The sequence below is a fragment of the Enterococcus sp. CR-Ec1 genome (assembly GCF_002850555.1).
Taxonomy (GTDB): Bacteria; Bacillota; Bacilli; order Lactobacillales; family Enterococcaceae; genus Enterococcus_D; species Enterococcus_D entomosocium.
In genome coordinates this window covers 3,327,305-3,339,204 of sequence record NZ_CP025223.1, presented here as the reverse complement: position 1 = coordinate 3,339,204, position 11,900 = coordinate 3,327,305, and the positions used below count along the sequence as shown (strand labels likewise).

Annotated in this window: 16 protein-coding genes and 1 tRNA gene; 12 read left to right on the top strand and 5 right to left on the bottom strand. The window is 38.0% G+C overall.

Annotated elements, in window-relative coordinates; translation table 11 throughout:
• Positions 1–16 precede the first annotated feature (16 nt).
• Together glyA and upp are read left to right on the top strand one after the other, a co-directional pair.
• On the top strand, positions 17–1,261 hold the full coding sequence (gene glyA / locus CXM95_RS15960; protein ID WP_005233585.1) for a serine hydroxymethyltransferase: 1,245 nt from the start codon (positions 17–19) through the stop codon (positions 1,259–1,261).
• Between the two features lie 249 nt (positions 1,262–1,510).
• Entirely contained in the window at positions 1,511–2,140 is a 630-nt protein-coding gene (gene upp, locus CXM95_RS15950; RefSeq protein ID WP_005227894.1) for a uracil phosphoribosyltransferase, read from the top strand.
• 178 nt (positions 2,141–2,318) lie between these two features.
• Here the strand turns inward: upp and CXM95_RS15945 are convergent, their stop codons facing one another.
• A complete protein-coding gene (locus tag CXM95_RS15945; RefSeq protein WP_005227896.1) occupies positions 2,319–2,555 on the bottom strand; it encodes a hypothetical protein in 237 nt (78 codons plus the stop codon).
• A 126-nt stretch (positions 2,556–2,681) separates the two neighbouring features.
• On the opposite strand from CXM95_RS15945, the gene CXM95_RS15940 reads away from it, so the two are divergent.
• A tRNA-Thr gene (locus CXM95_RS15940) sits at positions 2,682–2,754 on the top strand.
• A gap of 70 nt (positions 2,755–2,824) precedes the next feature.
• Here the strand turns inward: CXM95_RS15940 and CXM95_RS15935 are convergent.
• The 4 genes from CXM95_RS15935 to CXM95_RS15920 form a co-directional block, all read right to left on the bottom strand.
• The gene (locus CXM95_RS15935) at positions 2,825–3,964 is read right to left on the bottom strand and encodes a tyrosine-type recombinase/integrase (RefSeq protein WP_101699424.1); all 1,140 of its coding nucleotides are present in this window, start codon (positions 3,962–3,964) and stop codon (positions 2,825–2,827) included.
• Between the two features lie 102 nt (positions 3,965–4,066).
• Positions 4,067–4,441 (bottom strand): hypothetical protein, encoded by a 375-nt coding sequence (locus CXM95_RS15930; protein WP_199559929.1) that lies wholly within the window; start codon positions 4,439–4,441, stop codon positions 4,067–4,069.
• Positions 4,442–4,477: 36 nt separating this feature from the next.
• Entirely contained in the window at positions 4,478–4,900 is a 423-nt protein-coding gene (locus CXM95_RS15925) for an ImmA/IrrE family metallo-endopeptidase (RefSeq protein WP_101699423.1), read from the bottom strand.
• Between the two features lie 15 nt (positions 4,901–4,915).
• Entirely contained in the window at positions 4,916–5,335 is a 420-nt protein-coding gene (locus CXM95_RS15920) for a helix-turn-helix domain-containing protein (RefSeq protein WP_101699422.1), read from the bottom strand.
• 278 nt (positions 5,336–5,613) lie between these two features.
• Between CXM95_RS15920 and CXM95_RS15915 the strand changes: the two genes are divergently transcribed.
• The 9 genes from CXM95_RS15915 to CXM95_RS15875 all read left to right on the top strand — a co-directional run bounded on the left by CXM95_RS15915 (position 5,614) and on the right by CXM95_RS15875 (position 11,898).
• Positions 5,614–5,802, top strand: a complete 189-nt coding sequence (locus CXM95_RS15915) for a hypothetical protein (RefSeq protein ID WP_101699421.1) — start codon at positions 5,614–5,616, stop codon at positions 5,800–5,802.
• A 15-nt stretch (positions 5,803–5,817) separates the two neighbouring features.
• Positions 5,818–6,150, top strand: a complete 333-nt coding sequence (locus CXM95_RS15910) for a DUF771 domain-containing protein (RefSeq protein ID WP_101699420.1) — start codon at positions 5,818–5,820, stop codon at positions 6,148–6,150.
• The gene (locus tag CXM95_RS15905; protein WP_101699419.1) at positions 6,147–6,341 is read left to right on the top strand and encodes a hypothetical protein; all 195 of its coding nucleotides are present in this window, start codon (positions 6,147–6,149) and stop codon (positions 6,339–6,341) included. The genes CXM95_RS15910 and CXM95_RS15905 overlap by 4 nt, the downstream gene beginning before the upstream one ends.
• Positions 6,342–6,753: 412 nt before the next feature.
• Positions 6,754–7,077: a hypothetical protein gene (locus CXM95_RS15900; RefSeq protein ID WP_101699418.1), complete on the top strand. Its 324-nt coding sequence runs from the start codon at positions 6,754–6,756 to the stop codon at positions 7,075–7,077.
• A complete protein-coding gene (locus CXM95_RS15895) occupies positions 7,074–9,023 on the top strand; it encodes an ATP-binding protein (RefSeq protein ID WP_101699417.1) in 1,950 nt (649 codons plus the stop codon). The genes CXM95_RS15900 and CXM95_RS15895 overlap by 4 nt, the downstream gene beginning before the upstream one ends.
• A complete protein-coding gene (locus CXM95_RS15890; RefSeq protein WP_101699416.1) occupies positions 9,020–9,250 on the top strand; it encodes a hypothetical protein in 231 nt (76 codons plus the stop codon). The genes CXM95_RS15895 and CXM95_RS15890 overlap by 4 nt, the downstream gene beginning before the upstream one ends.
• Positions 9,251–9,270: 20 nt before the next feature.
• Positions 9,271–10,335 carry a hypothetical protein gene (locus CXM95_RS15885; RefSeq protein WP_101699415.1) on the top strand — a complete coding sequence of 355 codons (1,065 nt, stop codon included), beginning with the start codon at positions 9,271–9,273 and terminating at the stop codon, positions 10,333–10,335.
• Positions 10,332–11,060, top strand: a complete 729-nt coding sequence (locus CXM95_RS15880; RefSeq protein WP_101699414.1) for an MBL fold metallo-hydrolase — start codon at positions 10,332–10,334, stop codon at positions 11,058–11,060. Before CXM95_RS15885 ends, CXM95_RS15880 begins: the two co-directional genes overlap by 4 nt.
• 13 nt (positions 11,061–11,073) lie before the next feature.
• Positions 11,074–11,898, top strand: coding sequence for a DnaD domain-containing protein (locus tag CXM95_RS15875; protein WP_101699413.1), 825 nt, complete (start codon positions 11,074–11,076; stop codon positions 11,896–11,898).
• Positions 11,899–11,900 lie beyond the last annotated feature (2 nt).

Here is an 11,900-nt window from a genome sequence, read left to right as displayed (position 1 = left end):
AAGGGGTGTTGTAAGCATGGATTATCAAACGTTTGATCCCGAATTGTGGCAAGCGATCGAAAAAGAAACGAATCGTCAACAAAACAATTTGGAATTGATTGCGTCTGAAAATATCGTTTCAGAAGGTGTAATGGCTGCGCAAGGTAGTATTTTGACAAATAAATACGCTGAAGGTTATCCAGGTCGTCGTTACTATGGCGGCTGTGAATTTGTTGATGTGGTAGAAAACTTAGCAATTGAACGGGCGAAAAGTATTTTCGGTGCGGCATATGCCAATGTTCAACCGCATTCTGGTTCTCAAGCCAACACAGCAGCTTATTTAGCGTTGATCGAAACAGGCGATACAGTATTAGGGATGGATCTTTCCGCAGGCGGTCATTTGACCCATGGCTCACCAGTGAATTTCAGCGGCAAGACCTATAATTTTGTTAGTTATGGTGTTGATCCTGCAACAGAAGTCATTGACTACAATGTCGTTCGTATTTTGGCGCGCAAGCATCAACCGAAACTGATCGTTGCCGGTGCCAGTGCTTACTCACGTACGATCGATTTTGCGAAGTTCCGTGAAATCGCTGATGAAGTTGGCGCAAAATTGATGGTGGATATGGCGCATATCGCTGGTTTAGTAGCGGCTGGTCTTCATCCAAACCCAGTTCCTTATGCGGACATCACGACTTCTACGACCCATAAAACATTACGCGGCCCTCGAGGCGGCTTGATTTTAACAAATGATGAAGATTTAGCGAAAAAAATCAATAGTGCCGTTTTCCCTGGTATTCAAGGCGGCCCATTAGAGCACGTGATTGCAGCGAAAGCTGTTGCATTTAAAGAAGCACAAGATGCGTCGTTCAAAGAGTACTCTGAACAAGTCATTCGCAATGCGCAAGCAATGGCGAAAGTCTTCAACCAAGCACCACAAGCCCGGTTGGTCTCTGGTGCAACAGACAATCACCTATTATTGATCGATGTGCGTGGCTTTGATTTGAACGGAAAAGAAGCAGAAGCATTGCTGGATCAAGTCAATATCACCGTCAATAAAAACTCTATTCCTTTCGAATCATTAAGTCCTTTCAAAACGAGTGGGATTCGCGTGGGGACACCAGCGATCACTAGTCGTGGCTTTAAAGAAGAAGATTGTGTCGAAGTGGCGAAATTGATCGTCAAAGTTTTAGAAAAACCAAATGATGAAGCCGTCTTGGCAGAAGTAGCGACGCAAGTCAAAGAATTGACGGACAACTATCCACTTTACAAAAACAAATAAATTGGGACTGTGACAGAAGTTAAGGTCAGACAAGACGTCTCACGCGTTTTTCCTACGCTCCAGCTCCTTTGATCACCAAAAGTGAAAAAGGGGCTAGAATGAACGTAGAGGCGTGTTACATGCCGTCTTGTCTCCTTCCTTCTAACACAATCCTTTTTTTGAGGAAAAGCAGTATTGCCTGTGGCAGATGGTTGTAACAAGAGCCGATTTGCTTTAAAATAAGAGAAAAACCAAAGGAGATTTTTTTAAATGGGTAAATTTCAAGTAATCGATCACCCGCTGATCCAACACAAATTAACAATGATCCGCGACAAGAACTGTGGAACAAAGGTTTTCCGTGAAGTTGTTAATGAAATCGCAATGTTGATGGCGTATGAAGTGTCTCGCGACATGCCGCTTGAAGATCTAGTGATTGAAACACCAATTGAAGAATCAACACAAAAAACACTATCTGGTAAAAAGGTAGCGATCATTCCGATCCTGCGCGCAGGTCTAGGCATGGTTGATGGTATCCTTGAATTGATCCCAGCCGCAAAAGTTGGTCATATCGGGATGTACCGTGATGAAGAAACGCTAGAACCACACGAATACTTCGTAAAATTACCTGAAGATATCGATGAACGTCAATTATTTATCGTTGACCCAATGTTAGCTACGGGCGGTTCAGCGATCATGGCGATCGACGCACTGAAAAAACGCGGCGCTTCAAACATGAAATTCGTCTGCTTAGTTGCTGCACCAGAAGGCGTGAAAGCATTGCAAGATGCCCATCCAGATGTTGATATCTACACTGCAAATCTTGATGAACGCCTAAATGAACACGGCTATATCGTTCCTGGTTTGGGCGATGCCGGTGACCGTCTATTCGGTACAAAATAAATCAATACAAATAAGACAAAGGCAACTGCTTCAAGTTTTGCCTCGTCAATGATGCCATGGAAGAAGATCGACTGCCAAAACGGTTCGATCGGTTATCCATGGCTTTTTTTAGCTTTTCATAAAATCAGACAATGAAAAAAGGAGAAAATCAACTGATTTTCTCCTTGCATTAAACGGGTTATAGTTTGGTTAATTGTTTGTAATTGATGATCAATACACCATTACTTTGCGAAACTAATTTCTGGTTTTCTGGGGTTTCGTTCAGCTCGACCACCGCAGAGTTTTTCAACTGCTTTGTGATGGTACCAGTTTGTTTCTTCCCATGGAACGTGAACATGACAGGAGTAGCGACCTCAAACGTTGAACCTTCTTGTGACGGGACAATTGTTGTTTCGAATTTACCAAATGTTGCCATGTAAAAACCTCCTTGATACTTCTATTATATCACAATTTTCGGAAAATTTCAGTAAGTAGATTTTTTTCAGCAGACCTCTTTACAAAACAACCGTTTTTGCATATAATTTTCTTTGTGCCATACAACGCCAGCTTAGCTCAGTTGGTAGAGCAACGCACTCGTAACGCGTAGGTCACAGGTTCGAATCCTGCAGCTGGCATATAAATTAGCCCTAGAATCTTTTTATATCAAGGTTCTAGGGCTTTTTTGTGCCAATGATGTGCCAAATGCTATTTATCTTTGTATAAACCATCAAATACTTGCTTTATTTTTTCGTCTTCTCGTTCTTCTAATTCTTTTATAGCGTGACTGTATGTCTCCATAGTGACTGCCAAATTTTTATGGCCAAGATGTTTCGATACTGCCATTATATTTATACCTTTGTAAATCAATACTGAAGCATGGGTGTGCCTTAATCCATGTATAGTCAATGGTGTGTCAATTTTTAATTGGCGGAGTAATTCTTTCAATTTCTTGTTTACTGCATTATTCGAGATTAGACCTTCTTTTGCATTGTAGAAAACAAAATCAAACTTTGGATTGACACCTAAACCAGTAAAGAGCTGTTTCTGGGAACTCTTAAAACCTTTCATGATGCGGACAGTCTTTTTATCTATTGGGACCTTACGATTTGATTGCTCGTTCTTAGTCGGAGCAAATTCTTTAGTGTCCATATAATCCCACGTACGATCGACTGTGATAACTCCATGGTCAAGATCAACACGATCCCATGTTAGGCCCAATAACTCTGCAAAGCGTAGTCCGGTTGCGCCTGCAATAACCAACATAAATCTAGAAGCAAAACGTGGATCCAACCTCTGGGAAGCTAGATTCATAAGATCTTCAAACTCTTGATAATTTAGAAATTTGTCTTTTTCTTTTACTGAAGGGGCATGTCCTTTTATGACTGCCCTCTGGGTGAAATCATAGGGGATAACACCTTCGTCAACTGCATTTCTGAGGCTAGATCTTATTTGAATGTTAAATCTCTCTACTGAAGCATCTGCGTGTTTTAAAGCAAAATCATTTAATTTTGCTTGATAGGATGTTCTTGTTAGACTTTTTAAAGTATCGTTTGGAAAATACTTCTGGATATTCATCAGGGTGTTTTCGTATTTTCTGAAAGTGACATTTGATACTTTTCCTTTTTTATATACGTTCATCCATTGCTCGAAGTGATCGTATAACAAGACATCTTTAGTAGTAACACGTAGACCTTTCGCTAATTTTGATTCAATATCTGCAGCTGCTGCAACAGCATCTGCTTTTTTGGGAAAGCCGCTTTTTCTAAGCTTCTTATATTTTCCATCCTCATCTTTAAATGAGATCTCGTATTGCCAGGAATTCCCTCTTTTTATAAACCTAGCCATGATTGAATCAACTCGCTTTCTCTGATACAATAGGCATAACAAAATAAGCTCTGCCTTTTTTTGGGAAAACGCACACTAACTTTGGTCGGTGAAGTGCGTTTTTTATTTTTGTTTCAACTTATTAGCAGTATCTAATCTTTTTTTGAATCTATCTATTTTAGGAGAAATATCCTTTCTCATCGATTGGTTATTTTCGAATACTTCCACAGCAGTTCTTAGCACCCTTATTTCATTATCGTAGTCTCTTCTTTTACGGTATATAATTGCTAAACGATCGTAAGGATAATTTCCTTCAAATCTATCAGATACATTTCTTTCATATAATTCAATCGCTTCATCGATTTTACCGCTCTTCTCCAATTCTCTTCCTGTTAAATTATTTTCCACTGATTTCTCAAATAAGTTTCTCTTATTGCTATCATAAGTTTCAATTATATTATCATCTACTTTGTTATTTAAGTTTTTAAAAAACTTCACGGTCTTAACCTCGATTCTTATATTAACGACAAATAATTACACAAATCTTTCAAAGCTTTCTGGTAATCCGTAGTAGTCTAATATATCGAACTTACTAATTAAACCAATGTCATTGTGTGTGCCATCGATGATGAGTTTTGTGGCGAAATAGTTCGCTTCCTTTTCAATTTTTAGTTCTGAGACTATAGTTGTTTTTGATAGAAACGGCGTGTTTTCATTGGGATGACAAATTGAATGTCCTAATTCATGCGCACATGTAGCGAGTTTGTAATCATCAGAAAGTCTGTTATTAATATGAATGATCTGTATTCTACTATGCTTGCTATAATACCCGTAGATTTCGCCTAAATCTTCAAAAATTACAAGTATACCTCTTTCTTTAGCAATTCGAAATGGATTACGAGTTTCATGAATTCGAACTAAGTTGTTGATTTTTTTGTTAATGTCTGGCAGTTCCATAAACAATTACCTCACTTAGTCTCGATATTTATTTGGCGTAAATTTTTTCTTGGCTTCTATTTTTGCTATTCTGAGAGAATTTTCAAGTGAGATAATCAATGCTTCTCTCGTTACTTCGCTCATTTCACCTCCATCTTTTGAAAATGCTAATGCTCCGCCATTTGAAAGATCTTTAATCATATTTTCTAATTCTTTTTGTATGTCTCTTTCATCTTTATCAGTCAGATCGTAATATTTCTTATTATCGTCTCTACCTAAAAGATAATCTGTAGATACATCAAAAAAATCAGCAACAGCTTCAAGCTTATCGATTGAAGGTTTACTTGTTTTCCACTTGTATAAAGAATTAATACTCATATTTGTTTTTTCAGCTAAAGTTTGTAAAGTGATTCCACGTTCTTGGCATAATTTTTTTACTCTTTCAAATACTGTCATAAAAGCATCCTCCATGACGCTTAAGATTATATAATAAAATATTACCAAAAATGAGTTGACAATATTATAAAATTTTATTATAGTAATCTCGTAAGCAAGTTTGTTAGCAAAATAGTTGCAACTAAAAAGACCTAATGACCGTTCCCCAACGAAAAAATAGGCTTTGTTGTGCTTATTTAGCTATGACTTCATTTTATAAAATATTACCAAAAAGTCAAGCTTTTTTAACTATACGCTAACGAATTTGCTTACACATACTAAAAAAGGAGGTTATAAAAATGCCTGATACAACTGATTTAAGAAAAAAAATCATGGATTTTAAGGAGAAAGAAAAACTTTCCTATCAAACGATGGCAGATTTAATTCAAGTTAATAAAGTAGAAGTCTATCAAGCTGTCACAGGGTCTCGAACTAATCCCAAATCGAACATCATTATCTCTAAACTGATTCAAGCATATGGAATTTGATAGGAGGGATTAAATATGCAGCAGTTAGAAGCAGAATTGTCAATAAAAATTCCTATACCAGAAGAAATGATACTGATAAACAAGACTCGTTTGAAAGAATTGGAAGACAACGAGTTTGCTGGAAAAATCTTTACTATGAGAGATTTTGCTGAACGAAGCAATCGATCAAGTAAATGGTTAAAGGATAACATCTTGAACAATCCTCAATTAGTAAAGAAATTAAATATAGAAAATGGCGGTTTCGTTTACTATCCGAATTCTCAGAGTGATCGCTGGTTGTTTAACGCTAAGGGACTTATCAAGTTTATTGATGAGGAACTCGGTAAGTATTTGGGAGGTTCTAGATGAGATATACACTACAACAAGAGCTGCTGATTTACACCTTGGCCAAGGATAAAGTTCTTATCTTAAACGATCAGCTACACGACCGCAAAAGCTTACTGAGCGATTCTCAACGAGAACAGTTACTCAGAGATCTCAAAAGATACCAAGAGTTACTTTATCAATGCCGATTGAATCGTCAAATAGATTGGAGGTGATTTTTTGAAAAGTTTACGAAGATCAGCATTCATCATCACTATATTTTTCCTAGGCGTTTGGTTCGGTAACCACCGTCAATTGTCATATTGGGCAGTCGTAACATTACCAGTGTCAATCATGTGGTGGCTAATAAAGTATGACGAAATAGCTTATATAAGACGGTTAAGAAAGGGGGATACAAAATGCTGATAGAAGAGCAGCTTCATCAGTTCCAATGCAAGAGTTGCAATAGAAAGACGCTTATAAATGCTACTGAATTGAAAAAATGTGAGCCGTGGAAAGGTCCCTACTGCACTAAATGTGGCAGACGTCTCAAGGAGATCAAGAAATGAAGAAACGACAAAAAGAGCCTACACCAGTTACCGCTAGTGTAAGCCAAACTTAAACCATTATTCAAGGAGAGTGTAACATATGAACGAAAAAATTCAAAATTTGATTATGGCACTAGCATTGGAATGTCGTGCGAACAACGTCACTTTATCATTATGTGCTTTTGATGATAACGGCTTAGCATCATTATCTCAGGTGGGTTCAAATACTCAGGTTGAACTGGCTATCTTTAATCAACTTGACCAATTGGAAGAAAACTTGAATCTTTGCGACTGCCCGGACTGTAAAGCCAAGTTAAAACAACTGAAAGAAAACGATCAAGAAAAACTCGAAAAAGAGTCACCAACAGATTCAAATGATCTTTCTGAGAAACTCGCAGCATTCTTTCGAGGTGATCTTATATGAAAAAAATCATGTTAAATCGTTTATCTCTTAAACACTTCAAAGGTCTGGATTCATTTGATTTCGAACCGTTAGGTAAAAACGCCACGGTAAGTGGTCAGAACGGATCAGGAAAAACAACACTGGCTGATGCATTACTTTGGTTGCTTTTTGGTAAAGACACTCGAGGTGCAAAATTAAACCCTAAACCTTTGGACGGAAACAACGAGGAAAAGCTGGGATTAGAACCGACTGTGGAAGCGGAGCTTGCTATTAACGGCACCGTGGTCACGATAAAACGAGTTCAAGAAGAAAAGTGGAATACACCTCGCGGGCAACTTGAAAAGGTTCGAGGTAGTGACACAACCAAATACACGATTGATGGTGTGCCGACCTTGGAAAAAGAATGGAAAGCATATTTTGAAAAAATCAGTGCTGAAAATATACTTCAGATTCTTTTTGATTCTACATTCTTTATGAAGATGAACTGGAAAAATCGTCGCGAGATCTTGGTCAACATGACTGGCTTAAGTGATGAAGAGATCATCGCTAAGGATCCTGCATTGAAAGCTATCGAAAAGGTCATCAAAGAGCATACGATCGATGACTATCGCAAAATCCTTGCTTCTCAGAAAAAAGAAGTGAAGCGGCAAATTGATGGATTGCCAGCTCGCATTCAAGAGGTCACAGATATGTTCGCTAAAGCAAAAGCTGACATCGGGGACCAAACTGCTGATGAGATTCAGGAGCAAGTTTTTGAATATGAAGCAGATGTATCTGACCTACAAAATAAACTGAATGCAATAGCCGCTGGCAATGCAACGCTTGATTGCCATGAAGAACTAGCCAAATTAAAAGTTAAGTTAGCAAATGCTCAATCCGCTTATCTATCGAGTACCAATATGGAGACACGATCTTTACAAGATGATCTGAATAAACAACGACGAATCGTGAATGAAATTTGTTCGCTTAGGGACGAAGAAGAAATTAAGAAAGATAGGGCAATCAAGCAGTTCTATGATTTAGATCAATTTCTAACTGAGCATCGCAATAAATATCGCATCTTAAAAGAAACTGCTTTTGATGATCATCAAAAAGTATGTCCTACGTGCGCTCAGGAACTACCGGCCGATCAAATCGAAGGAATGGTTTCGAGATTTAACCAACAGAAAGCAAAGGACATGGAATCCAACATCGCTGAGGGGAAAGCTGCCAAAGAAAAATTGCTCGCTTACAAAGACGTAATTGCTGATCATGAAAAAGAATACATTCGTTTAGAAAAGAGTTTATCTGAAGCAGAAGAAACATTGAAAAAAATCAATGAGGAACTCGTATTCATTGAAAGCTCCACTCAAAAATTTGAAGAAACAAAGGATTATCAAAAAATTCAAGATCAAATCAAAGTCGTGCAGCAAAAGATTACAAATGCCACTTCTGATACGGTTGCTGAAGAGCAAGAAATCAAACAACAGATCAAAAAAAAGCGAGTGCTGATTGCTGAAGCACAAGCAAAATTCCAACGTTTATCTAGTCTATCGGATTACGAAAATCGCATCGATGAACTCAAAGAAGAGGATCGTTTGTTGAAGGCACAAAACCAAGAGATTGAAAAGAACATGTTTCTTTTGGACGAGTTTACTCGCAAAAAAGTTAGCTATCTTGAAGAGTCCATCAACAGCAAATTCGAATTGGTCAAATTCAAATTGTTTAACATTCTGAAAAATGGCGGTCTTGAAGAAGTTTGCGAGGCGACATACAACGGTATCGAGTATGGAACAAGTTTGAATACTGGCGCCCGGATTAATTGCGACTTGGACATCATCAACACCTTAAGCAAAGAATTTGGGTTGAGCGTTCCGGCATTTGTGGATAATACCGAATCAGTAAACGACCTACATCCAATCAATTCGCAAATTATTGAGTTACGTGTAACAAAAAATAAAAATCTGAAAGTCGAGGTATCGGAATGAACGAAGTTTTTGTATACGGCAAGATCAACAATGAAAAAGTGCTAATTGGCACTTTTGAATCTACAGAGAATATTTATGAAGAAGTCGAAGAGAAACTAGATTATCTAAATCTATCTCACTTGATGGATCAACAAAATCGCATTTATGTTCGCACGAGATTTGATGATTACCGCATGATTTGGGGAGAAAAAGAGTTGCCAATTATTGATGTGATGAAAAAAAAGTAAGCTTGATAGGAGTATAAAAAATGACAAATCAAAACACACCAGCAAAAGTATACAAATCACAGCTAGCAAAAATAAACGACACGTATATGCCGCAGATTGAAAGTCAGTTACATGGTAATGGTATCCATATGACCGAGTATCAGCGTACCTGTGTTATCAATTCAATCTCGGCAATCAACGAAATGCTCGTAAAAGAAGGTATCAGTGTTGGGGACATTGATCAAAGTAACTTGACTCAAACTTTGATACATGTAGCGGCACTGCAGTTGAATGCAACAGCCACTCCTCGTGAAGTGTATTTCATAAAACGCAAACAAAAAAATAAAAACGGAACGGAAATCCAAATCGTTGAGATGGGGATCGAGGGTGATGGAAATGATGCTATTCTTTCTCGATTTGGCCGGAGCATTAAAAAAGTACATCGTCATTGGGAAGTGAGGGAGAATGATGGATTTACTTATCCGGGATACGCGGGTCTTGAAGTGACACCACCAACTTGGACACCCAAAGGCGAAGGGAACGTTATCCGCGTTGTTTATCCGATTGAGTACAACGATGGGCAAGTAGAATTTTTTATTTCCGAACGCGAAGACGTCAAGGCTAATTTATTAGCTCACATGTATAACAACTTGATGTGGGATAACAAAAAGGTTGAGAAAAAAGAAAAAATTAAAGAATTTGCTGAAGTGCATTCGCTTGATGAAATTCTAAACAGTAGTGAGATGCAAGAACTCGGGAAAATAAGTCCAGCTTGGAAAGAGCCACAAAGTAGAGAGTCAATGATTGTCCGAAAAATGAGAAATAGAATTGTTAAAAAGATTCCAAAGGATTTCTCCAACGCATACGTTCAGTCGATTGTTGAATCTGTCGAAGATGATTTCCAAGCACGTCAACTACAACGCAAGGAAGCAGAAATTATCGAGGAAATCGATCAAAATGCGAATACGGAAATCTTAGATCCTAAAACTGTTGAAAAAGATGATCGTCCGAAAAATGTAACTGAAGACGGCCAGATTCATGAAGGTCAATTCACGGAGGAATCGGAGCAAACCAATTTCGACCTCGGAGAGGATGATCCGTATTGATTTCTATTAAAGTATTTGGGTCAGGAAGTAAGGGGAATGGCTATCTAATTGACGATGGCCATTCTCAGCTGATCATCGAGTGCGGTGTCCCATTCCAGCATTTGCAACAACAAATGGGACATGATTTTTCAAAGGTAGCAGGGGCGCTTATCACGCATGAACATCGAGATCATTGCATGTATATAAAGAAATTAATCGGTGGAACTAGCGTTTCAGTTTTCGCTACAGAGGGAACGACTCAAGCTATGTTTGCCGATGAAAAACTCAAACTTAAGCAATATGACTCCTATCGCTTTAAACCACTCCTATACAAAGAAACTCAAAAAATTGGCACTTGGTATGTGACACCATTCGAGACCAAACATGATGTTGCTGAACCTTGCGGCTTTCTGATCGATAACACAGCTGGAGATAGATTAGTCTTCGTCACGGATTCCTATTATGTGAAGTATCTCTTTCCAAATGTTACTCATATGATGATTGAAGCAAATTATTCAAAAGAAATCGTTGATCAGAAAATGAATCGTGGTTTCGATATCAAACGCAAGGAACGGCTGCTTGAAAGTCACTTCGATTTTGATCGGACACTCGATTTTATCAAGTCAAACAAAAGCGATCGACTACAAGAAGTTTGGCTACTTCATCTATCAGATGCAAATAGTCATGAACAAAAATTTAAAGAGGAAACGCAAAAACTTGCTGGCGTTCCTGTTTATATAGCTTAGGTGGTGGGAAAGAATGAACCATGGCTATATAAAACTTTACAGAAAAGTGATGGATTCATTCGTATGGACTAACCCTAACATGTATAAGCTATGGTCTCTTTGTTTAATGAAGGCCTCTCATGAACGGAGAAAGTTTCTTTTCAACGGAAAAGAAATGTGGCTGAACAGCGGTGAATTCGTCACAGGGCGCGACGCGATAACGTTTGAGATGAACAAAGGAGCCAAACGTGAACATCAAGTGAACAGCGCTTCTGTATGGAGATGGCTTAAGAAATTCGAAAGTGAGCAAATGTTGAACATCAAATCAACTACGAAATACAGCGTCATATCAATAAATAATTGGGATGAATATCAAGGTAGTGAACAACAAATGAACATCAACCGCACAACAAGTGAACAACAAGTGAACACAAACAAGAATGATAAGAATTATAAGAATGAAAAGAATAATAACATACATGATGAAAGTTCACCTTTGCAAGAAATCGTTCAAATCTATGAATCAATTTTCGGGATGATAAATTCATTTGTTTTTCAGAATTTAGAACAGTGGTGTGAAGATCTATCACCAGAATTGGTCATAGAAGCTTTGAAGCGATCTAAATCAGCTAATAACTTCAAATACACTGAGAACATTTTGAAAAACTGGGACAGCCGTGGTGTTAAGACAGTAACCGATGTTGAAAACATTGATGCAGAATTCAAACAACGAAAGGGTATTTGGAAGAAGCCGACACGATCTGAACCTGTTCCCGAATGGTTAGATGATCCAGAAGGCTATAACGCTAGAAAAGAAGCCGAGCTGATGCAAAGTGCAAAAGATGATCTGCCATTCTGAAA

Excerpts from the sequence above, each read along its gene's own strand:
- glyA (WP_005233585.1), top strand. The coding sequence starts at position 17 with ATGGATTATCAAACGTTTGATCCCGAATTGTGGCAAGCGATCGAAAAA.
- CXM95_RS15875 (WP_101699413.1), top strand. The coding sequence starts at position 11,074 with ATGAACCATGGCTATATAAAACTTTACAGAAAAGTGATGGATTCATTC.
- CXM95_RS15915 (WP_101699421.1), top strand. The coding sequence starts at position 5,614 with ATGCCTGATACAACTGATTTAAGAAAAAAAATCATGGATTTTAAGGAG.
- CXM95_RS15890 (WP_101699416.1), top strand. The coding sequence starts at position 9,020 with ATGAACGAAGTTTTTGTATACGGCAAGATCAACAATGAAAAAGTGCTA.
- CXM95_RS15920 (WP_101699422.1), bottom strand. The coding sequence starts at position 5,335 with ATGACAGTATTTGAAAGAGTAAAAAAATTATGCCAAGAACGTGGAATC.
- CXM95_RS15925 (WP_101699423.1), bottom strand. The coding sequence starts at position 4,900 with ATGGAACTGCCAGACATTAACAAAAAAATCAACAACTTAGTTCGAATT.
- CXM95_RS15885 (WP_101699415.1), top strand. The coding sequence starts at position 9,271 with ATGACAAATCAAAACACACCAGCAAAAGTATACAAATCACAGCTAGCA.
- upp (WP_005227894.1), top strand. The coding sequence starts at position 1,511 with ATGGGTAAATTTCAAGTAATCGATCACCCGCTGATCCAACACAAATTA.
- CXM95_RS15910 (WP_101699420.1), top strand. The coding sequence starts at position 5,818 with ATGCAGCAGTTAGAAGCAGAATTGTCAATAAAAATTCCTATACCAGAA.
- CXM95_RS15935 (WP_101699424.1), bottom strand. The coding sequence starts at position 3,964 with ATGGCTAGGTTTATAAAAAGAGGGAATTCCTGGCAATACGAGATCTCA.
- CXM95_RS15905 (WP_101699419.1), top strand. The coding sequence starts at position 6,147 with ATGAGATATACACTACAACAAGAGCTGCTGATTTACACCTTGGCCAAG.
- CXM95_RS15900 (WP_101699418.1), top strand. The coding sequence starts at position 6,754 with ATGAACGAAAAAATTCAAAATTTGATTATGGCACTAGCATTGGAATGT.
- CXM95_RS15895 (WP_101699417.1), top strand. The coding sequence starts at position 7,074 with ATGAAAAAAATCATGTTAAATCGTTTATCTCTTAAACACTTCAAAGGT.
- CXM95_RS15945 (WP_005227896.1), bottom strand. The coding sequence starts at position 2,555 with ATGGCAACATTTGGTAAATTCGAAACAACAATTGTCCCGTCACAAGAA.